Genomic DNA, 20,480 nt, shown 5'->3' with positions numbered 1-20,480 from the left:
CCCCGGCGCGGCGCAGCCTGTGCCCACCGCCGCATCGATCATCGAAGCCCTGCAACGCCGGTTGCGGCTGAGCTTGCGTCGCGATTCGCCCGAACCCGGCCAGTTCCCGCCGGCCTGGCAGGGCTGGCTGGACGCGCAGAGCGCGCGTCCCGGCGCGGTCGTCGGCGCCACCGCCGACGCCTGGGTGGCGGTGTTCGCCCAGCGCCCGCTGACCTCGCCGCCGCGGCGCGCGCCGATGCTCAACCGCTGGCAGGCCTTCGCCGTGCTGTGGCGCCAGCAATGGCTGCCGCCGGAACCCGAAGACCGCCGTCTGCGCTGGGGCGCGGGCGCGATCTCGCTGCTGTGGCACGTGCTGTTCGGCGGGTTGCTGATCTGGCTGATGTACCTGCAGTACTTCGCCACCCGGCCCGAGCCGAAAGGCGAGCAGGTGACGATGATCGAGTTCGTCGGCAAGGGCACGCCGGAGGAACCCGGCGGCGGTTCGCAGCAGCCGAGCGATCAACCGAAGCCCGATCAGCCGCAGCAGAACCAGCCGCAGCCGCAACCGGCCGAACCTTCGCCGCCGCAGCCCGCGCCGGCCGAACCGGCGCCGCCGGCGCAGGTCGCGGTCGCCGCGCCGCCGACGCCGCAATTGCAGGCGCAGCTGCCCGACGTGCCGGTGCGCGACGTGCCCGAGCCGCAGTTGCCGCCGCCGACGGTCGAGCAGCCGGTGATGGTCAGCACGCCGACTCCGGACGCGCCGCAGGTGTTCCTGCTGCCGCCGACGCGCAAGCGCCTCGACGACAGCGTGCGCGCGCCGCAGATCCAGGCCGCGCAGCAGCCGCTGCGCAGCCTCGACGTACCCGCGCCGGTGCAGCCGCCGTCGCTGCAAGTGCGGCAGCGCGAGATCGCGCTGCCGAGCGTGCAGGCGCAGCCGCGCGAGGTCGCCGTGCGCGACGTGCCGGCGCCGGCGCAACTGCCGCAGTTGCAGGTGCGCGAGGTCGCGCCGAAGCCGGTCGCTGCGCCGCAGTTGAACGCCAACGTGCCGCAGGTGCGGGTGGCCGAGATTCCGACGCCGCCGGCGCCCGCGGCCGCGACGCCTGCGCCGGCGGCGCCCTCGCAAGCGCCGGCCGCCACGCCGTCGGCGTCGACGCCGGCCAGCGCGACCGCGGCGAATCCCGCGGCGGCCAGCGCTAGTCCGGCCGCGCCGAGCGCGCCCGCGGCCGGCCCGAGCGCCACCGCGTCCACTGCGGCGCCGCCGGCGGCGACCGCGGGCGCCGGACCGAAGCCGAATCCGGCGCCGGGCACCTTGCCGACGCCGCACCGCGGCGACGACTGGGGCGAGTCCGCGCGCAACCGCCCGGGCGGCCCGCCCGGCGCCGCGCCCGGCCTGTACAACCGCGACGGCAGCCCGCGCATCGCCGACGCGCCGGGTTCGGCGTCGCCGGGCTTCCCGCCGGGCACCGTCACCGAGGAGATCAAGAACCTCGACCGCGCCGGCACCTGGCTGCGGCGCAAGCCGACCGACTACGAGCCGACCACGCTCGACAAGTACTGGCGGCCGAACGAAACCCTGCTGGCCGAGTGGGTGCGGCGCAGCATCAAGAACGTGTCGATCCCGATTCCCGGCACCACCAAGCGGATCCAGTGTTCGGTCGCGCTGCTGATGCTCGGCGGCGGTTGCGGTCTCAACGATCCCAACCTCAACGACCAGCCGGCCGAAGCGCGGCCGCCGCCGGACGTGCCGTTCAAGCCGCACCTGCAGGAAGACAACGGCAGCGTGCGGCCGCCGCCGGGCGGGTGAGGGCGGGCGGCGGTTCGATGCGTGTCGATGCGTCGGTGCCCAGGGGTTATCGCGCAACCCACCCGACGTCGTGCCCGCGAACGAGGGCATCCAGGGCTTTATCGCGACATGGCTCTGAAGTCTCTGGATCCCCGCGTTCGCGGGGATGACGACTGGTAAGAGCTGCCGCGCGACCCACCCGGCGTCATGCCCGCGAAGGCGGGCATCCAGGGCTTTATCGCGGCATGGCTCTGAAGTCTCTGGATCCCCGCGTTCGCGGGGATGACGACTGGTAAGAGCCGCCGCGCAACCCACCCGGCGTCATGCCCGCGAAGGCGGGCATCCAGGGCTTTATCGCGGCATGGCTCTGAAGTCTCTGGATCCCCGCCTTCGCGGGGATGACGGTCTGGAAGGTTCTCCGCGCTACCCACCTGCCGTCATTCCCGCGAATGCGGGAATCCAGGGCTTTATCGCAACGCAGCTCTGAGGTCTCTTAATCAATAAGCCTCAAAACAAAAACGGCCCGCAATCGCGGGCCGTTCGTGCAAACGCTCGCCGGAACCCGGCGAAAACTCAGTGGATGCCGTGCAGGTCGCGCAGCGTGCCCTTCTCGCGCGAACCGAAGTAGGCGGCGAGGTCGGCGATCTGCTGGTCGCTGAGGTCCTTGGCCTGCGACGACATCAGCGCGTGCTCGCGGTCGCCGTCGCGGTACATCTGCAGCGAGTGGGCGATGTAGTCGTGGTACTGGCCGGCGAGCTTGGGGTAGGTCGGGTCGATCGGCGCGTTGCCTTCGGCGCCGTGGCAGTCCACGCAGGACTGGCCGGTGGCCTTGCCCTTGGTGCTGGCGAGCTTCTCGCCGGCGAGGTGGTTGCCCGCGGGCAGGCCCGAGGACGACGAGGTGTGGCCTTCGTTGCGGTCGGCCGAGGAATGGCCGGCCGGGGCGTCGCCGGAGTTGGAGCAGGCGGCCAGGGCGAGGGCGAGCGAGGCGATGGCGAGGCCGCGCAGGAGGCTGGGATTCGTCATGGGTCGGCGGCTCACTTGGCGCTGGAGAGGAAGGCGGCGATATCGGCGATGTCCTGGTCCGAGAAGCTCTGGGCCTGGGCCTGCATCGTCGGGTGCTTGCGCGCGCCCTTCTTGTACTCGGTCAGCGCGTTGACCAGGTATTCCTGCGACTGGCCGACGATCTTGGGAACGTGATAGTTCGGATACGCGTTCTTGTAGCCGGTGACGCCGTGGCAGCCCTGGCAGGTGTAGGTGAGCTGGCGGCCGGTCTGCGCGTTGCCGGCGACGCTGGCCGGCGCGGCGGGCGCCGCGGCGGCAGCGGCGGCCGGAGCAGGAGCGGCCGGAGTCTTGGCGGGTTCCTGGGCGGCCGCGGTCGCGGTGGCCAGGGTCAGGGCGAAGCAGCAGGCGATCGTCAGCGGTCGCATCATGTCGTAATCCGCAATCTCGAGTGGCTAGCGAAAGGTGGTGGCTGGCTCCGCGCGGCCGGGGCCGCGCATAAGTCGGCGAGTATAGCCGGCACGGCGATTGCAACGAAGCCGTCCCTGGATGCATCCATACTGACGCCGGTCGCGGATTCGCGGCGGCGTCCGCCCGGAGCAGGGGCCGGAGCGGGATCGCCGATGCAGGCCGTACGCGCGAATGCAGCAGGACTTGCGCGTACCTTGCCTCAGATCCGATCCGTGGCTCCAGTCATCATGACCTCTGGCGGATGTTGCCTCGCCAGGTCGGTGATATACCTACATACAACACCGGCATACGACCGGTAACCGGCGAATTTTCTAGCACTTTTTGGGGTCGTCTCGAATGCGTCAACTCACCAACAACCGCGAGGGCGGTCCGGCGGTGCGCGTCACGGCAGCGGTCGCTGCACTGGCGCTGGCATGCGCGCTGGGCCTGTCGGCCTGCAAGGGCGGCGCGGGCGCCGCCGAGGCGCAAGCGAAGGAAAGCAAGGACAAGGCATCGGACGCCGTGCCGGTGGAGGTGGCGGTGGCGGGCCGGCGCGCGATCGCGGCCAGCTACACCGGCACCGCGCCGCTGGAGGCGCGCGCCGAGTCGCAGGTGGTCGCCAAGACCTCCGGCGTGGCGCTGCAGGTGATGGTCGTGGAAGGCCAGCAGGTCAAGGCCGGGCAGGTGCTGGTGCGGCTGGATTCGGCCCGCTCCGAGCAGCAGGCCGCGCAGACCGCGGCGACCCTGCGCAAGCTCGAGGCCAACTACTCCCGCGCCCGCCAGATGGCCGAGCAGCGCCTGCTCAGCGCCAACGACAGCGACCAGCTGCGCTACGACCTGGAAGCCGCGCGCGCCGGCAACCGCCTGGCCAATCTGGAAGTCTCCTACGCCCAGGTCCAGGCGCCGATTTCCGGCGTGGTCGCCTCGCGTTCGATCAAGCCCGGCAACTTCGTCCAGATCAACTCGCCGATCATCCGCATCGTCGACACCTCGCAGCTGGAAGCCGTGCTCAACGTGCCCGAGCGCGAACTGGCCACGCTCAAGGCCGGCCAGCCGGTGCAGATGACGGTCGACGCGATGCCCGGCAAGAGCTTCGCCGGCAAGGTCGACCGGATCGCGCCGGTGGTGGATTCGGGCAGCGGCACCTTCCGGGTGATCTGTTCGTTCGAAGGCGGCGGCGCCCTGCAGCCGGGCATGTTCGGCCGCCTGCGCATCGACTACGACAGCCGCGCCGATGCGCTGGTGGTGCCGCGCGCGGCGCTGCTCGACGACGAAGGCGATCCGGCGGTGTTCGTGGTGCGCGGCAACAAGGTCGCGCGCACCTCGGTCAAGCTCGGTTACCTCGACGGCTCCTGGGCCGAGGTCCGCGCCGGCGTGAAGCAGGGCGACCAGGTCGTGGTGGCCGGCAAGACCGCGCTGCGCGAAGGCAGCGAGGTGCTGGCGATCAACGCCAAGCAAATCGCCAGCGCCGCCGCTCCGGCCGCGCCGACCCAGCAATAAGTCCGAACGCCGGCGCCGCCGAGGCGGCGCCGCGCAAGGAACCCGCGGCGGCGCGAGCCGCCATCTCGCGGCGCGGCCGTAGCCGCGACCGCGCGCAATCCAATACCGAAACTGGGGACCGGCTGTGGCTCAGCTTCCGGACGCGACGTCCTTCAATCTGGTGGAGTTCTCCACCCGCCGCCGCGTCACCGTGGCGATGGTCACCCTCACTTTCCTGCTGTTCGGCGTGATCGCGCTGAACAGCCTGAAGGTCAATCTGCTGCCGGACCTCAGCTATCCCACGCTGACCGTGCGCACCGAATACACCGGCGCCGCGCCGACCGAGGTCGAGACGCTGATCACCGAGCCGCTGGAAGAAGCGGTCGGCGTGGTCAAGGGCCTGCGCAAGCTCAAGTCGGTCTCGCGCACCGGCCAGAGCGACGTGGTGCTGGAGTTCGCCTGGGGCACCGACATGGACCAGGCCAGCCTGGAGGTGCGCGACAAGATGGAAGTCGTGCAGCTGCCGCTGGAAGCCAAGAAGCCGGTGCTGCTGCGCTTCAATCCCTCGACCGAGCCGATCCTGCGCATCGCCCTGTCCAACAAGGGCGGCGAGAAGGCCAGCGACGGCGAGGCGATCCGCCAGCTCACCGCGCTGCGCCGCTACGCCGACGACGACCTGAAGAAGAAGCTCGAGCCGGTCGACGGCGTGGCCGCGGTCAAGGTCGGCGGCGGCCTGGAGGACGAGATCCAGGTCGACATCGACCAGCAGAAGATCTCCCAGCTCAACCTGCCGATCGACACCGTCATCCAGCGGCTCAAGGCCGAGAACGTCAACATTTCCGGCGGCCGCCTGGAAGAAGGGCAGCAGCGCTATCTGGTGCGCACGGTCAACGAGTTCGCGACCGTGCCGGAAATCCGCGAGATGCTGGTGACCACGCAGAAGGCCGGCGGCAACGCCGCGGCCGAAGCCGCCGCGCAGATGGCGCGGGTGGCCGCGGCCTCGGGCTCGGCCGACGCGATGGCCGCGGCGGCGTCGGTGGAAAGCGCCAACTCCGGCGACCAGGCGGTCGCCGCCGGCGGCAAGCCGGTGCGGCTCAAGGACATCGCCGAGGTCCGCCAGGGCTACAAGGAACGCGAGTCGATCATCCGCCTCGGCGGCAAGGAGGCGGTCGAGCTGGCGATCTACAAGGAAGGCGACGCCAATACCGTGGCCACCGCCGACGCGGTGCAGGCGCGGCTGACCCAGATCAAGGCGCAGATTCCGCCGGACGTCGAACTGACCACGATCGACGACCAGTCGCAGTTCATCCGCCACGCCATCGCCGACGTCAAGAAGGACGCGGTGATCGGCGGCTTCCTCGCGATCCTGATCATCTTCCTGTTCCTGCGCGACGGCTGGAGCACGTTCGTGATCGGCCTGTCGCTGCCGGTGTCGATCGTCGCCACCTTCTTCTTCATGGACCGGCTCGGCCTGAGCCTCAACGTGATGTCGCTGGGCGGTCTGGCGCTGGCGACCGGCCTGGTCGTCGACGACTCGATCGTGGTGCTGGAATCCATCGCCAAGGCGCGCGAACGCGGGCTCGGCATCCTCGAGGCGGCCGTCGCCGGCACGCGCGAGGTCAGCATGGCGGTGGTCGCCTCGACCCTGACCACGATCGCGGTGTTCCTGCCGCTGGTGTTCGTCGAAGGCATCGCCGGGCAGCTGTTCCGCGACCAGGCGCTGACCGTGGCGCTGGCGATCGGCATTTCGCTGATCGTGTCGATGACCTTGATCCCGATGCTCAGCGCGCTGCGCGGACGGCCGGCGCTGGGCTTCCAGGAAGAACCGCCGCAGCCGCGCTGGGAACCGAAGAACCCGGCGCTGCGCGCGCTGGCGTGGATTCCGCGCGGCATCGGCATCGGCGTGCGTTCGCTGTTCTTCGCCTTCGCCTGGGTGATCGTGCGCGGCTGGCGCCTGCTCGGCGCGGTGGTCGGTCCGGTCATGGGCAAGGCCAGCGACATCGCGATGTCGCCGTACGGCCGCGCCGAACGCGGCTACCTCAAGCTGCTGCCGGCGGCGCTGGCGCACCGCGGGCTGGTGTTGACCCTGGCCGGCGCGGCCTTCGCCGCGACCCTGGCGGCGGTGCCTTTGCTCGGCGCCGACCTGATCCCGCAGCTGGCCCAGGACCGCTTCGACATGACCGTCAAGCTGCCGCCGGGCACGCCGTTGCGCGAGACCGATGCGCTGGTGCGGCAGATCCAGACTCAGCACGAGAAGGATCCCGGCATCCGCGCCTGGTTCGGCGTCAGCGGCAGCGGCACGCGGCTCGACGCGAACCCGACCGAGAGCGGCGAGAACATCGGCAAGATCACCGTGGTGATGGCCGACGGCGGCAGCAAGCAGGTCGAGGCGCAGGAGACCGAACGCCTGCGCCAGACCATGCGCACCCATCCCGGCGCCCAGGTCGACTTCGCCCGTCCGCAGCTTTTCAGCTTCTCCACGCCGCTGGAAATCGAATTGCGCGGCCAGGACCTGGAGACGATCCAGCGCGCCGGCCAGCACATGGCCAAGCTGCTGCGCGGCAGCCCGCACTTCGCCGACGTCAAGTCGACGGTGGAGCAGGGCTTCCCGGAAATCCAGATCCGCTTCGACCAGGACCGCGCCGGCGCGCTCGGCCTGGCCACGCGCGATGTCGCCGACGTGGTGGTCAAGAAGGTGCGCGGCGACGTCGCCACCCGCTACAGCTTCCGCGACCGCAAGATCGACGTGTTGGTGCGCGCGCGCCAGGCCGATCGCGCGTCGATCGAGAGCATCCGCCGCTTGATCGTCAACCCGGGCAGCAACCGTCCGGTGACCCTGGAATCGGTGGCCGACGTGGTCGCCACCACCGGTCCGAGCGAGATCCACCGCGCCGATCAGGTGCGCGTGGCGATCGTCTCGTCGAACCTGCGCGACATCGACCTCGGCGGCGCCATCGCCGAGGTCGAGCAGATGGTGCGCGAAAAGCCGCTGAGCCCGGAGGTGCGCATGCACATCGGCGGCCAGGGCGAGGAGTTGCAGCAGTCGATCAACTCGCTGCTGTTCGCGTTCGGTCTGGCGATCTTCCTCGTTTACCTGGTGATGGCCTCGCAGTTCGAATCGCTGCTGCATCCGTTCGTGATCCTGTTCACCATCCCGCTGGCCCTGGTCGGCGCGGTGCTGGCGCTGCTGCTGACCAACTCGACGATCTCGGTGGTGGTGTTCATCGGCCTGATCCTGCTGGTCGGCCTGGTGGTCAAGAACGCGATCATCCTGATCGACAAGGTCAACCAGCTGCGCGAGCACGGCGTGGCCAAGCGCGAGGCGCTGATCGAAGGCGCGCGTTCGCGCCTGCGCCCGATCATCATGACTACGCTGTGCACCCTGTTCGGCTTCCTGCCGCTGGCCATCGCCACCGGCGAAGGCGCCGAGGTGCGCTCGCCGATGGCGATCACGGTGATCGGCGGCCTGCTGGTGTCGACCCTGCTGACCTTGCTGGTGATTCCGGTGGTGTACGACCTGCTCGACCGCCGCGGCGACGCCTACTACCGCGAACGCGTGCGCAAGGCCAAGCGCCGCGACGCGGCGGTGGCCGAGTCGCTGGGCCACGACAACGATCCGCTGAGCGAGGCGCACTGACATGAGCGGCGTCGCCGAGATCAGCATCAAGCGGCCGATCACGACCATCATGCTGTTCGTGTCGATGTTCGTGATCGGCCTGATCGCGGCCGTGCGGCTGCCGTTGGAGTCGCTGCCGGACATCACCGCGCCGTTCCTGCTGGTGCAGCTGCCGTACGACGGCTCCACCCCGGAGGAGGTCGAACGCACCATCCTGCGCCCCGCCGAGGAGGCGCTGGCGACGATGACCGGGATCAAGCGCCTGCACGGCACCGCCAGCTCGGACGCGGCGACGATCCAGATGGAGTTCAAGGACTGGGACCGCGACGTCGCCATCGCCGCCTCGGACGCGCGCGAGCGCATCGACGCGATCGTCGACGACCTGCCCGACGGCTTCCAGCGCTACTTCGTGTTCAAGTGGTCCAGCTCCGACCAGGCGGTGCTGCAGGTGCGTCTGGCCGGCGACATGGACCTGAGCCATTCCTACGATCTGATCGACCGCGAATTCAAGCGCCGGCTCGAACGCATCCCCGGCGTGGCCAAGGTCGAGATCGGCGGCGCCGCGCCGAACGAGGTCGAGATCGCGATCCTGCCCGACCGCATGGTCGCCCACGACGTCGATCTCAACACCCTGACCAAGCGCCTGCAGGCGCTGAACTTCTCGATTTCCGCCGGCGAGATCGAAGACGGCGGCCGCCGCCTGCGGGTGCAGCCGATCGGCCAGGTGATCGACCTGGAGCAGTTCCGCAACGTCAGCATCAACACCAGCGGGCTGAAGCTGCGCGACATCGCCGACGTGCGGCTCAAGCCGGCGCGGCTGGAAACCGGGCGGCGCCTGGACGGGCGGCCGGCGATCGGCCTGGACATCTTCAAGGAGCGCAGCGCCAATCTGGTCGAGGTCTCGCGCCTGGCCCTGGCCGAGGTCGAGGCGATCCGCGCCCAGCCGGAGCTGCGCAACATCGAGATCAAGGTGGTGCGCAACCAGGGCGAGGACGTGACCAGCTCGTTGCTGGAACTGGCCGAAGCCGGCGGCATCGGCCTGCTGCTGTCGATCGCGGTGCTGTTCTTCTTCCTGCGCCACTGGCCCTCGACCCTGATGGTCACGTTGGCGATTCCGATCTGCTTCGTGATGACCCTGGGCTTCATGCATTTCGTCGGCGTGACCCTCAACGTGCTGTCGCTGATGGGCCTGCTGCTGGCGGTCGGCATGCTGGTCGACAACGCGGTCGTGGTGGTGGAGAGCATCTACCAGGAACGCGAGAAGATGCCCGACCAGCCCGAGCTGGCGTCGATCCTCGGCACCCGCCACGTCGCCATCGCGCTGTCGGCCGGCACCTTGTGCCACTGCATCGTGTTCCTGCCCAACCTGCTCGGCGAAACCAACGACATCAGCATCTTCATGTCGCAGATCGCCATCACCATCTCGGTGTCGCTGCTGGCCTCGTGGCTGGTCGCGGTGAGCCTGATCCCGATGATCTCGGCGCGGCTCAAGACCCCGCCGGCGGTGGCCAGCGACCGCGGCCTGATCCCGCGCCTGCAGCGTTCCTACGCGCGCTTCCTGCGCTGGACCCTGGAACACCGCGGCCTGAGCGTGATCGGCATCGTGCTGGTGGTGGCGATCAGCGTGTTCCCGGCGAGCCGGACCAAGTTCGACATGTTCGGCAACGAAGGCGGCAAGGAAGCCTTCATCCAGTACCACTGGAAGGGCAGCTACACCCGCGAGCAGATGTCGGAGGAAATCCTCAAGATCGAGAAGTTCCTGGAAGCGCGGCGCAAGCAGTACCACATCAAGCAGATCTATTCGTTCTTCAGCACCCAGGGCGGCGGCGACGCCGGCACCCGCCTGCAGTTCCACGAGGAGCAGGTGGAGAACACCAAGCCGCTGGTGGAGGCGATTTCCAAGGCCTTGCCGAAGTCGGCCAAGGCCGAGATCAGCATGGGGCAGGACGAGGGCGGCGGGCAGAACGGAGCCAAGAACGTGCAGGTGCAGTTGGTCGGCGATTCGACCGAAACCCTGACCGAGCTGGCCAACGACATCGTGCCGATCCTGGCGCGGCGCAAGGAACTGCGCGACGTGCGCATCGACATCGGCGACCGCAACACCGAGCTCAACGTGCGCGTGGACCGCGAGCGCGCGGCCTCGTTCGGCTTCAGCGTCGAGGAAGTCTCGCGCTTCGTGGGTCTGGCGTTGCGCGGCGCGCAGCTGCGCGACTTCCAGCGCGGCGAGACCGAGGTGCCGGTGTGGGCGCGCTTCGCCGGCGCGGAGAGCTACGGCATCGAGAACCTGTCGGAGTTCACCGTGCGCGCCGGCGACGGCCGCAGCGTGCCGCTGCTGGCCATGGTCGACGTGGCGGTGCGGCCGACCGCGAGCCAGATCAACCGCAGCAACCGCCAGACCACGCTGACCATCCAGGCCAGCCTCAACGGCAAGGCGACCACGCCCGAGGCGCGCAAGGCGATGGAGGAGACGCTCAAGACCGTGGCGTTCCCGGCCGGCTACAACTACAGCTTCGACGGCAGCTCGTTCGAGCGCGACGACGACGCCGGCAAGCAGATGATGTTCAACCTGGTCATCGCCCTGGTGATGATCTACGTGGTGATGGCGGCGGTGTTCGAATCGCTGCTGTTCCCGGCGGCGATCATGAGCTGCGTGGTGTTCTCGATCTTCGGCGTGTTCTGGCTGTTCTGGATCACCGGCACCGCGTTCACGGTGATGGCCTTCATCGGCATCCTGGTGCTGATGGGCGTGGTGGTGAACAACGGCATCGTCATGGTCGAGCACATCAACAACCTGCGCCGGCGCGGCTTGAGCCGCAACGAGGCGCTGGTGGAAGGCAGCCGCGAGCGGCTGCGCCCGATCATGATGACGATGGGCACGGCGATCCTGGCGATGATCCCGATCTCGCTCAGCGACACCGTCGTGCTCGGCGGCCTGGCGTACTCGCCGATGGCGCGCGCGGTGGCCGGCGGCCTGGCGTTCTCGACCGTGGTCAGCCTGCTGTTCCTGCCGACCATCTACGCGATCCTCGACGACCTGCGCGACGGCAGCGCCGCGCTGGTGCGGCGCGCGCGCGGCGTGGCGGCGAAGGGCGCGGCTGCGGCGCAGGCCTGAGCGATGGGGGCGCATCGCCCCCATCGGCTTCGGCGTCGCTGCGGATACCGACTGTAGGAGCGGCGCAAGCCGCGACCGCGACACCGCAGATGCGACGCAAGCGGCTAGCCCGCGGTCGCGGCTCGCGCCGCTCCTACAGGTAGTGCGCCCGTTTTCGTGCGGCCCTGGAAGCCGCGACCGCGACACCACGCTTACGGCGCCACCCGCATTCGCGAACGAAGCCGCAGCGACGGATCGAATCCATCGCGCGCATCGAAGAAAGAACGCCAGCCAGCGCAAGGCGAGGGCGCGAACGCGCGCCCCGGACGGCTCTACCGCCTTATCCCACCAGCTTGCTGGCGATCCGGAACCCCGCCAGCCACACGCCGATGCCGGTGCCGATGTTGGTCAGCATGAAGTTCAGCACCACCCGCGCGACCCGGTTGCGGTACCAGCCGCGCACGGTCTGGGCATCGTCGCGCAAGGCCATGAAGTCGCCGTAGGCCGGCTTGCGCCGGTGCACTTCGACCAGGGCGCTGACCGCGCCGGCCGGCACGCCGGGACGGAACGGCTTGAGCGGCGCCACCAGCGCCGCGGTGATGATGCTCAGCGGATGCCCGCCGGCGAGCAGGCAGCCCAGCGCGGCCAGGCCGCCGGTGTACATGACCCATTGCAGCAACAGGTCCGCGCCCATCGCAGCGCCGCCTTTCCAGAAACCCCAGGCGATGCCGGCCAGGATCAGCGTGGTGATCGCGATCATCACCCACGGCACCTTGCTCTTGGTCTGGACCTGTTCGAGCGCGGTGCGCTGCGCGACCGGGTCGCCCTGGTCTTCGCGCAGATGCCTGGCCAGGCCTTGCAGATGCCCCGCGCCGACCACCGCCAGCACCTCGCGCGACTCGCCCGCGGTCTCGCGCAGGCGCGCGGCCATGTAGCGGTCGCGCTCGGCGATCACCGCTTCGTACAACTGCGGGCTTTCCTTGGCGAACTCGCCGAAGCTCGATTCGAGCATGTCGCCCTGCTTGAGCTTCTCGATCTCGTCCTCGCCGACCTCGTCGGCGGCGAACAGGCTGGTGACCAGGCCGACGCCGAGCTTGGCCCGGCCCCAGAAGCCCAATTGCTGCGAGGCGCGGCGGAAGGTCAGGCCGACTTCGCGGTCGATCAGGTGCACCGGCAGTTCGCGTTCGCGCGCTTCGGTCACCGCGCGCTTGAGCTCGGCGCCGGGCTCGATCCCGAGCTGCTCGGCCAGCCGGCGCTGATACGCGGCCAGGGCCAGGTTGGCGGCGAACAGCGCGGTCTTGCCCGAGCGGATCACCTGGATCAGGTCCAGCCGCGCCAGCGCGTCCGGGTCGGTCAGCGCCTGCAGGCGCTGCGGGTCGAGTTCGACCGCGACCGCATCGAAGCGGCCGCTGCCGACCGCCTCGCGTACCGCCTCGACGCTGGCCTGCGACACGTGCGCGGTGCCCAGCAGGGTATAGCGGACCCCGTCGCGCTCGACGATGGCGTGCGGTTGGCCGTGCAGGCCGTCGGAAACGGGGAGCGGTTCGTTCATGCGGGTTTGGGCGGCTCGCGGCGGCTGTGCCGGGACACAGAAAGTCCCGCAGCATAGAGGCTGCGGCAGGGGCCGGCAAACCGGCGCCGCGGCCGGTGCGGCTAGCCGCGCGCGCGCCGCGCCCGCGCCTGTGCCGGCGCGGCGGCCGGCGCCGCGACGGCGTCGGTCAGGGCCAGAACCTGATCGAGCGCGGCGCGGCGGATCTCCTTGCCCAATTCGGCGTCGTCGATCGCGCGCGCGAGCAGGGTGCCGCCGACGCACAGGGTCGCCATCGTCACCGCGCGCTCGCGCGCCGCCGGGCCCGGGCCGAGCGAGCGCTGCATCATCGCGATCAGGCTGTCGAGCACCTGGGTGTAGGCGCGCTTGACGCAGTCGTCGCCGCGCCCGACCTCGGAGGAAAACGCGACCAGCGGACAGGGGTAGTCGAAATCGGCGACGTGGCGGTCGGACAGGTACTCGCGCGCCAGGCGCGCGGCCGCCGGCGGATCGGTTTCGCAGCCGCCGGCGGGCATCGCGGTGAGGATGTGCTCGACCGCTTCGGCGTACAGATCCTGCTTGCGCTTGAAGTGGTTGTAGAAGCCGCCGCGGGTCAGGCCGGCCTCGGCCATGATCTCGTCGATCGACACCTCGGCGAAGCCGCGGCGGGTGAACAGACGGCGCGCGGTGGCGACGATGCGCGCGCGGGTCTGGGCTTTGTGTTCGCTGGTGTAGGGCATGGCGGGTGGCAGCGGGCAGCGCGTGTGGGGCGTTCGCGGGTGGGCTTGGCCGGAACAGGCTTGGCTGGAGCGGGCTTGACTGGAGCGGGCTTCGCCGGAAAGGGCTTAGCTGGAACGGGTTTAGCACGATTTTAAATGTGTTCTTGAACATATTTAACCGCTTCGCAAAATCGACCGCGCGGCACCGCTCCGATCCATCCGCACTGCGCCCGCTCCCACGCCACGAGGACATCGCGATGAAGCCCATGCTGCTGTACTACTACGAATCGCCGAACGCCCGCACCGCCTGCGCCGTCGCCCGCCATGTGCGCGCGCCGGTCGAGTTCGTCCGCATCGAGCTCAGGCAGGGCGAACACCGCCGGCCCGAGTTCCTGGCGATCAACCCCAACGGCAAGGTGCCGGTGCTGGTCGACGGCGACACGACGATCTGGGAATCGCCGGCGATCGCCGCGTACCTGGCGCAGAAGACCGGTTCGGAGCTGTGGCCGTCGGCGCCGTCGCAGCAGGTCGAACTGCTGCGCTGGACCCACTGGGGCGCCGCGCATTTCAACCGTCACGCCGGCAGCCTGTTCTTCGAACGGGTGGCCAAGCCGATCTTCGGCCTCGGCGCGCCCGATGCGGCCACGGTCGAGGAAGCCGGCAAGCACCTGCGCCATTTCGCCAAAGTGCTCGACACGCATCTGCGCGAACGCCGCTATCTGCTCGGCGACGCGCTGAGCACCGCCGATTTCGCGGTCGCGGCGATGCTGCCGTGGACGCGCGCCGCGCAACTGCCGCTGGACGACTATGCCCACCTGGGCCAGTGGTACGCGCGGATCGAGGCGTTGCCGGCGTGGCGGCAGCCGTATCCGGATGCCGACGCGGTCGATATGGCGGCTTGAGACGCCGTTCGCGCGGCCGGGCCAGGCCGATCCGACGCGCGCGGCCTGCGCGGCGGCGCGCCCGGACCGCGCGGGAGGCGAACGGTCCGGCCGAAGCGGGAGGGGTGAGCTTCGGCCGGACCGGTTCGCGGTTGCAGCTTGGATCGAGCGCGGGACCGGTCGCGTCCTGCGCGCCTCAGGCGATTCCGTACGGCAGATTCGCGCTCGACACCACCTTGTCGCCGACCGCTTCCCCGCGCAGGAAGCGCAGCGCTGCGGCGATCACGGTCTGGTCGTCGGCGATTCGGTTATGTCCCAGCCCCTGCGTGGTCAGCAGCCGCGAATCCGGCCAGTAGCGCGCATAACGCTCGCCCTCGGCCCACGGCACCTCCTTGTCGCCGAGGTCGTGCACGATCAGCGCCGGCTGGGCGATGCTCGGCGCGTTGCGGTGCGCCTGTTGCGAATCGAAGCTGATGCCGATGCGCGCTTCGAAGTAGGCGAACATGCGCCGGCACAGGTCTTCGCCGACCCACAGGAAGCGGGCGAAGCGCTTGACCGCGGCGACCGGGTCGGCCGCGGGCGCGATCAGCACCGCGCGCTCGGCGCGCAGGCCGCGCGCCATCGCCAGCAAGGTCGCGGCGCCGCCGAGCGAATGGCCGATCGCCGCCGCCGCCGGGCCGTAATGCATACCGACTGCATGTAGGTGTCGGGTGAAGTCGGGCAGGGTCGCCAGCCGGCCTTCGCTGCGGCCGTGCCCGAGCTGATCGAAAGCGACCACCGCATAGCCGGCCGCACGCAGCGCCGGCAGCCATTTGGCCACGCGGGTGCCGTGGCTGGACCAGCCATGGGCGAACAGCACATACGGTTGTTCGCGCGGCTCGCCCCAAACGTAGCAAGCGATGGCGTGCCCGTCGACGTGAAGGATCTCCTCGCGCGCGTCCAGGGTCGGCGCGGCCAGGGCGCGGCGGCGGCTGGAGGCGAACGGGGTGCAGAACAGGTCGGCGGCGCGGCGCATGGTCGCCTCGGGCGCGAACCAGGCGCCGACCGCGAAGCCCAGGCGCAGGCCGTACAGCTGGCCAAGATGACGAACGGTCGTGCTAATTTTGCCGATAGCGCTAGGCATGACAGGCCTCGTGGGGAGGATCAGGCGGGGAGGGGAAGGGCCGCGTAGGAGCGGATCAGCCGCTCGTACGCGCGCAGGCCGCGGACCAGGGCGGCATCGAAACCGAACAGGCCGGCGTCGTGATGCACCACCAGGGCCAGGCCGTAGATTTCGAACGCGAGCTGGGCGGTGTCGGTGCCGGCTTCGAGCTCGCCGGTGTCGATCGCCAGTTGCACCGCGCGGCCGAGTTCCTGGTGCCAGCGCTTTTGCTGGTCGACCACGCTGTCGCGCAGGGCGCCGGGGCGGTCGTCGTACTCGTTGACCGCGGCCAGCAGCACGCAGCCGCCGTCGGTGTGGCGCGACCAGTCGAACCAGGACTCGACGATGCCGCGCAGCCGCGCCAGGCCGCGCGGGCGCTTCAGCGCCGGCAGCAGCACGTAGGCGATGAAGCGCTCGCTGGCCTTGTCCAGCACCGCCAGCTGCAGATCTTCGCGCGAGCCGAAGTGGGCGAACACGCCGCTCTTGGACATGCCCACCGCGGTCGCCAGCGGACCGATCGACAAGCCTTCCAGGCCGGCCGAGCAGGCGATGCTGTAGGCCTGGTCGAGGATGGCTTCGCGGGTCGCGGCGCCTTTGTTGGTGGCGGTCAGGGAGGACATAGGGCGCAAATTAGCACGTCCGTTCGTTTTAATGGAGCCGTTCGTCGGCCGGTCCTGGTTGCCGTTGCGGGCGAGGCCCGCGACCGGCGCAGCCGCGAGTCGTGGCGGCCGCTTGACGTTTTGACCGAAAATCGCCCGCTGCGGGGTTTCAAATTGTGTTTTTCGCGCCGGCGGGCCGCCGGGCGCAAAAAAATACGGCGTCGGCGGCCGCGACGTATACCCGGTTTGCAGGCTCCGTTCCGTGCTCGCGGCGCGCGGCCGCGCCGCCCCCGCGCGGCGGCGACGCAGCCGCGCACCCCATTGGCGATTGGATGAGGCTGACGATGTACGTAGATATCCGCCGCGGCCTCGTGTACTTCGACCGCTCCGACCGGGTGTTGGGCGCGCCGCCGCTGCGCCGCTACGCCCCCGGCGACGGCCGCCTGCATGCGGTGCCTGGCGCAGGCGACGACGATGTCGTCTGCGACGTGTCGCGCGACCGCCGCCTGGCGCTGCGTTCGGCCGAGTGGCTCGCGGTCCGCGGCGCCAACCGCTCGCGCATCGGTTTCGTGTCCGCAGGGCAGGCGCCCAGCGTCAGCGAGCGTCTGCTGTCGCACTGGACCGTGTTCGACCCGAGCGGGCAGCGCGCCTTGGTCGGCACGCTCAACGGCAAGGCGCGCCCGGTGACGCTGGATACGGCGAATTGCGAAGTGCTGGCGACGATGGCGCGCGAGGTCGATGCGCGCAACGGCGAGGTCGATCCGGACGACGGTCGGCTATGGGTGCCCGATCCGCGCAAAGCCGACGCGCTGCTGCGCGTGGATTGCGCCGACGCGAGCGCGCAGCGGGTCGCGGTGGCGGTCGGCGGCGCCGTCGCGCGCGTGCGGTTCGCCCGCGACGGCGCGTCGCTGCTGGTGGTCGGCGAGCAAGGAACGCTGTCGCGACACGCGCGCGACGGCACGACGCACTGGTCGCTCGACTTCTCCGCCATCGGCGATACCGGCGCGGGCAATCTGTTCTTGAACCAGGCCGGCACCCATGCGCTGCTGTCGCTGCCGGCGTCGAAGCGCTCGGGCTGGGGCGAGGACCTCGTCGTCGAACTCGAGCGCGGGCGGATCGAAGCGAACCTGCTGCGCCAGCGCGGGCCGCCGGCGCGGCTGGCCGCGGACTGGTTCGGCGACCGCGTGCTGAGCCACGCCGGCGAGATCCTCGATTTCTTTTCCGGCAACATCGTCGCGGAGTTGGGGACGCAAGCGCGCGAAGCCGCGGCCGAAGCCGCCTGACGAGCTCGCCGGCCGCACGCGCCGGCGCGCATCGCAGACCGAATCGCTGGACGAAAAGGAGGGCGCCACCGATGCGACATCCGCTACGAAACCTCGCGAGCCTCGCCAAACTCGCCAAACTCGCCAAACTCGCCGGCGCTGCGCTGATTCTAGTCGCGGCGCTATGCCCGGCCGCCGCTGCGCCGTCGGACTATCGGACGCGGCAGGCCGATCTCGACGCTGCGCCGTCGACGCCGCCGGCATGGCGACTGCGGACCGCCGACGCAGGATCGCCGCCGCGGCGGGACCTTTCCGTCTTCAGCCTCGGCATGGCGCCCGAGTCGATGGCGGCATCGCGCTGGTTGAGCCTGAACTTCGGCGACCAGGCCCCGCGCGCGCCGGCACCGGTCGACACCGTCGAAGGCCGCGTGCTGAGGTTGTCGCCGGCCGCGCAGCCGCCCTTGCGCATCCTCGTGCCGTTCGCGCCCGGCGGCCGCAGCAGCCATTACGCCGAACTGCTGGCGCAGCGTCTGCCCAAGCTGCTGGGGCGCGAGGTTCGGGTCGAACACGTGGCCCAGGCCGGCGAAGCCGATTACCGCCGGTTCGCAGAGGATGCGAGCGATGCGACGGTGCTGCTCGCCGCGGTGCGGCTGCCGCGCGGCGGTATCGCCGGCGTGCAGACCGGGCCGGCGATCGAAGACGCGTTGCGCGCGCTGCGTCCGGTGACCTTGCTGGCGTCGCAGCCGCTGGTGCTGGCGATCGACCGCGAGCGCTCCGATGCGCTCGGCATTCGCAGCCTCGACGAACTGCTCGCGTACGCGCGTGCGCACCCCGGCGCGCTCAGCGTCGCTACCGGCGCCGACGGCTGGACCGGCCAACTCGCCTACGGCCAGTTCCGCGCGCTGAGCGGCGTCGACGTGCGGCGCAAGACTTTCGACGGCATGTATCCCGACTCGGACCGCATCACCCGCGAGCACGCGGCGGACTTGCTGTTCGCTCCGGTCAACGGCGTGATCGTCGCCGTGCGGCGCGGGCAATTGCGCGTGCTCGGCACCACCGCCGACCCGGACCAACCGCTGCGTTTCGAAGGTCAGGACTGGCCGAGCCTGGCGTCGAACCCGGCCTTGGCCGGCTACAACGCCTACGATCGCTTCAGCCTGTGGGCGCCGGCGCGTTCGGATACGGCGTCCAATCGCGCATTGCAGCAAGCCGTTGCGCAGGTGCTCGACGCCGCGCCGGTGCGCGAACAGCTCGCGGATCTGCAGGCCATCGGTGGCGGCGGGCCCCCGGAGGAACTGCTGACGCTTGAGGACGAAGAACGCGAGCGCTGGCTGCGCGCGTTGTCGGCGCCGACGCCGTAGCCGCGCCGCGCGCCGCAGACAGGCCGCGCGGTACGCGAACGGCGCGCAGGCTCAGCGCGCAGGATCGGTGAGAAGGCTCAGCGCAGCCCGGGCGCGTCCGGATCGGGCTCGCCGAGCTTGCCGTCGCCGAGCGGCAGCACCATCTGCACCGTGTCGAGCCAGCGCCCGTGCTTGCGCCCGATCCCGGGAAACACGCCGGCGAGCTTGAACCCGAGCCGCTCGTGCAAGGCCACCGACGCGGCGTTGCTGCCGTCGCCGATCACCGCGACCATCTGCCGGAACCCGAGCGCGGCGCAGTCCTCGATCAGCCGCCGCATCAGCGCGCCGCCGACGCCGCGGCCGTGGCAGGCCGGCTCGACATAGACCGAATTCTCGACCGTCCAGCGATAGCCGATGCGGCTGCGGTAGGCACTGGCGTAGGCGTAGCCGGCGAAGCGCGCCGCGCCGTCGTCGATCAGCTCGGCGACCAGGTACGGATAACCGGCGTCGGCGATCGCGCGCCAGCGCCGATGCATCTCGGCGCGGTCGGGTACGTCGTACTCGTAAGTCGCGACGCCTTCGCGCACTTCGCGCGCGTACAGCGCGGCGATCGCGTCCAGGTCGGACTCGACCGCCGCGCGCAGGCGCAACTGCGGCGCAGGCGCGGCCATCAGTCGCGATAGCGCTTGAGCAGGTCGGCGTAGGCGTCGATGCGGCGGTCGCGCAGGAACGGCCAGATCCGCCGCACGTGCTCGCTGCGGCCCAGGTCGACGTCGGCCATGAGGATTTCCGGCTCCATCGTCTTGGCCTCGGCGAGGTATTCGCCCTGCGGGCCGAGCACGTGGCTGGAGCCCCAGAACTGGATGCCCGAAGCGCCGAGCGGGGAGGGTTCGAAACCCACGCGGTTGACGCTGAGCACCGGCAGCCCGTTGGCGACCGCGTGGCCGCGGTGGCTGAGGATCCAGGCGTTGCGCTGGCGATCCTTCTCGTCCTGGACGTCGTCCGGGTCCCAGCCGATCGCGGTCGGATACAGCAGCAGCTCGGCCCCGGCCAGCGCCATCAGCCGCGCGCCTTCGGGATACCACTGGTCCCAGCACACCAGCACGCCCAGGCGCCCGACCGATGTCTGGATCGGCTCGAAGCCGATATCGCCCGGAGTGAAGTAGAACTTCTCGTAGAAGCCCGGATCGTCCGGGATGTGCATCTTGCGGTACTTGCCGGCGATGGAGCCGTCGGTTTCGTAGACCACCGCGGTGTTGTGGTACAGCCCGGCCGCGCGGCGCTCGAACAGCGAGCTGACCAGGACGATGCCGTGCCGCTTGGCCAGCTCACCGAGGCGCTGCGTGCTCGGGCCGGGAATGGTCTCGGCGAGGTCGAACTCGCTGACCGATTCGTGCTGGCAGAAGTACGGGCCGTTGTGCAGTTCCTGCAGCAGCACCAGCTTCGCGCCCTGGCGGGCGGCCTCGCCGACGCGCTGCTCGATGTTGGCCAGATTGGCCTCGCGCGAGCCGTGGTCGCGGTCCTGGATCAGGGCGACGGGGAGGGTGGTCTTCTTCATCGGGAGCGGGGTCCGGCTGTGGGGCGGGTTCCTATTGTAGGACTGCGCCATGACG

Annotated in this window: 15 protein-coding genes; 7 read left to right on the top strand and 8 right to left on the bottom strand. The window is 70.2% G+C overall.

Going from position 1 to position 20,480, the window contains the following annotated elements:
- Window positions 1-19 precede the first annotated feature (19 nt).
- On the top strand, window positions 20-1,783 hold the full coding sequence (locus JHW38_RS05730) for a hypothetical protein (RefSeq protein ID WP_207525030.1): 1,764 nt from the start codon (window positions 20-22) through the stop codon (window positions 1,781-1,783).
- Window positions 1,784-2,335: 552 nt separating this feature from the next.
- On the opposite strand, the gene JHW38_RS05725 is transcribed toward JHW38_RS05730, so the two are convergent.
- Both JHW38_RS05725 and JHW38_RS05720 read right to left on the bottom strand, forming a co-directional pair.
- Window positions 2,336-2,785, bottom strand: coding sequence for a c-type cytochrome (locus JHW38_RS05725; protein WP_207525029.1), 450 nt, complete (start codon window positions 2,783-2,785; stop codon window positions 2,336-2,338).
- Window positions 2,786-2,796: 11 nt separating this feature from the next.
- Window positions 2,797-3,189 carry a c-type cytochrome gene (locus JHW38_RS05720; protein WP_207526275.1) on the bottom strand — a complete coding sequence of 131 codons (393 nt, stop codon included), beginning with the start codon at window positions 3,187-3,189 and terminating at the stop codon, window positions 2,797-2,799.
- A gap of 379 nt (window positions 3,190-3,568) precedes the next feature.
- Here JHW38_RS05720 and JHW38_RS05715 point away from each other — a divergent pair, with 379 nt between their 5' ends.
- From JHW38_RS05715 to JHW38_RS05705, 3 genes are all read left to right on the top strand, one after another.
- Window positions 3,569-4,711 (top strand): efflux RND transporter periplasmic adaptor subunit, encoded by a 1,143-nt coding sequence (locus tag JHW38_RS05715; RefSeq protein WP_207525028.1) that lies wholly within the window; start codon window positions 3,569-3,571, stop codon window positions 4,709-4,711.
- Window positions 4,712-4,808: 97 nt separating this feature from the next.
- The gene (locus tag JHW38_RS05710) at window positions 4,809-8,327 is read left to right on the top strand and encodes an efflux RND transporter permease subunit (RefSeq protein ID WP_428995311.1); all 3,519 of its coding nucleotides are present in this window, start codon (window positions 4,809-4,811) and stop codon (window positions 8,325-8,327) included.
- 1 nt (window position 8,328) lies between these two features.
- Window positions 8,329-11,418, top strand: a complete 3,090-nt coding sequence (locus JHW38_RS05705; RefSeq protein WP_207525027.1) for an efflux RND transporter permease subunit — start codon at window positions 8,329-8,331, stop codon at window positions 11,416-11,418.
- A 319-nt stretch (window positions 11,419-11,737) separates the two neighbouring features.
- On the opposite strand, the gene JHW38_RS05700 is transcribed toward JHW38_RS05705, so the two are convergent.
- Window positions 11,738-12,949, bottom strand: coding sequence for a TraB/GumN family protein (locus JHW38_RS05700; protein ID WP_207525026.1), 1,212 nt, complete (start codon window positions 12,947-12,949; stop codon window positions 11,738-11,740).
- Window positions 12,950-13,050: 101 nt separating this feature from the next.
- Complete coding sequence (locus JHW38_RS05695) at window positions 13,051-13,665, bottom strand: TetR/AcrR family transcriptional regulator (RefSeq protein WP_207525025.1); 615 nt, start codon at window positions 13,663-13,665, stop codon at window positions 13,051-13,053.
- Window positions 13,666-13,901: 236 nt separating this feature from the next.
- Between JHW38_RS05695 and JHW38_RS05690 the strand changes: the two genes are divergently transcribed.
- Entirely contained in the window at window positions 13,902-14,546 is a 645-nt protein-coding gene (locus JHW38_RS05690) for a glutathione S-transferase family protein (RefSeq protein WP_242691232.1), read from the top strand.
- A 175-nt stretch (window positions 14,547-14,721) separates the two neighbouring features.
- Here JHW38_RS05690 and JHW38_RS05685 read toward each other — a convergent pair whose 3' ends face one another.
- Both JHW38_RS05685 and JHW38_RS05680 read right to left on the bottom strand, forming a co-directional pair.
- Window positions 14,722-15,648, bottom strand: coding sequence for an alpha/beta hydrolase (locus JHW38_RS05685; RefSeq protein ID WP_242691231.1), 927 nt, complete (start codon window positions 15,646-15,648; stop codon window positions 14,722-14,724).
- A gap of 20 nt (window positions 15,649-15,668) precedes the next feature.
- Entirely contained in the window at window positions 15,669-16,286 is a 618-nt protein-coding gene (locus JHW38_RS05680; RefSeq protein WP_207525024.1) for a TetR/AcrR family transcriptional regulator, read from the bottom strand.
- A gap of 323 nt (window positions 16,287-16,609) precedes the next feature.
- Between JHW38_RS05680 and JHW38_RS05675 the strand changes: the two genes are divergently transcribed.
- Window positions 16,610-17,548 carry a hypothetical protein gene (locus tag JHW38_RS05675; protein WP_207525023.1) on the top strand — a complete coding sequence of 313 codons (939 nt, stop codon included), beginning with the start codon at window positions 16,610-16,612 and terminating at the stop codon, window positions 17,546-17,548.
- A gap of 323 nt (window positions 17,549-17,871) precedes the next feature.
- Window positions 17,872-18,888, top strand: a complete 1,017-nt coding sequence (locus JHW38_RS05670; RefSeq protein ID WP_207525022.1) for a tripartite tricarboxylate transporter substrate-binding protein — start codon at window positions 17,872-17,874, stop codon at window positions 18,886-18,888.
- Between the two features lie 77 nt (window positions 18,889-18,965).
- On the opposite strand, the gene JHW38_RS05665 is transcribed toward JHW38_RS05670, so the two are convergent.
- Entirely contained in the window at window positions 18,966-19,538 is a 573-nt protein-coding gene (locus JHW38_RS05665) for a GNAT family N-acetyltransferase (RefSeq protein ID WP_207525021.1), read from the bottom strand.
- Window positions 19,538-20,425, bottom strand: coding sequence for a carbon-nitrogen hydrolase (locus JHW38_RS05660; RefSeq protein ID WP_207525020.1), 888 nt, complete (start codon window positions 20,423-20,425; stop codon window positions 19,538-19,540). Before JHW38_RS05660 ends, JHW38_RS05665 begins: the two co-directional genes overlap by 1 nt.
- Between the last annotated feature and the right edge of the window lie 55 nt (window positions 20,426-20,480).

The sequence above is a fragment of the Lysobacter enzymogenes genome, from assembly GCF_017355525.1.
GTDB classification, from domain to species: domain Bacteria; phylum Pseudomonadota; class Gammaproteobacteria; order Xanthomonadales; family Xanthomonadaceae; genus Lysobacter; species Lysobacter enzymogenes_C.
This window is presented reverse-complemented; position numbering and strand designations above follow the sequence as displayed.

Coding starts and splice junctions, on each gene's coding strand:
- JHW38_RS05705 (WP_207525027.1), top strand. CDS start 8,329: ATGAGCGGCGTCGCCGAGATCAGCATCAAGCGGCCGATCACGACCATC.
- JHW38_RS05675 (WP_207525023.1), top strand. CDS start 16,610: ATGTACGTAGATATCCGCCGCGGCCTCGTGTACTTCGACCGCTCCGAC.
- JHW38_RS05680 (WP_207525024.1), bottom strand. CDS start 16,286: ATGTCCTCCCTGACCGCCACCAACAAAGGCGCCGCGACCCGCGAAGCC.
- JHW38_RS05720 (WP_207526275.1), bottom strand. CDS start 3,189: ATGCGACCGCTGACGATCGCCTGCTGCTTCGCCCTGACCCTGGCCACC.
- JHW38_RS05695 (WP_207525025.1), bottom strand. CDS start 13,665: ATGCCCTACACCAGCGAACACAAAGCCCAGACCCGCGCGCGCATCGTC.
- JHW38_RS05700 (WP_207525026.1), bottom strand. CDS start 12,949: ATGAACGAACCGCTCCCCGTTTCCGACGGCCTGCACGGCCAACCGCAC.
- JHW38_RS05690 (WP_242691232.1), top strand. CDS start 13,902: ATGAAGCCCATGCTGCTGTACTACTACGAATCGCCGAACGCCCGCACC.
- JHW38_RS05665 (WP_207525021.1), bottom strand. CDS start 19,538: ATGGCCGCGCCTGCGCCGCAGTTGCGCCTGCGCGCGGCGGTCGAGTCC.
- JHW38_RS05715 (WP_207525028.1), top strand. CDS start 3,569: ATGCGTCAACTCACCAACAACCGCGAGGGCGGTCCGGCGGTGCGCGTC.
- JHW38_RS05670 (WP_207525022.1), top strand. CDS start 17,872: ATGGCGGCATCGCGCTGGTTGAGCCTGAACTTCGGCGACCAGGCCCCG.
- JHW38_RS05685 (WP_242691231.1), bottom strand. CDS start 15,648: ATGCCTAGCGCTATCGGCAAAATTAGCACGACCGTTCGTCATCTTGGC.
- JHW38_RS05660 (WP_207525020.1), bottom strand. CDS start 20,425: ATGAAGAAGACCACCCTCCCCGTCGCCCTGATCCAGGACCGCGACCAC.
- JHW38_RS05725 (WP_207525029.1), bottom strand. CDS start 2,785: ATGACGAATCCCAGCCTCCTGCGCGGCCTCGCCATCGCCTCGCTCGCC.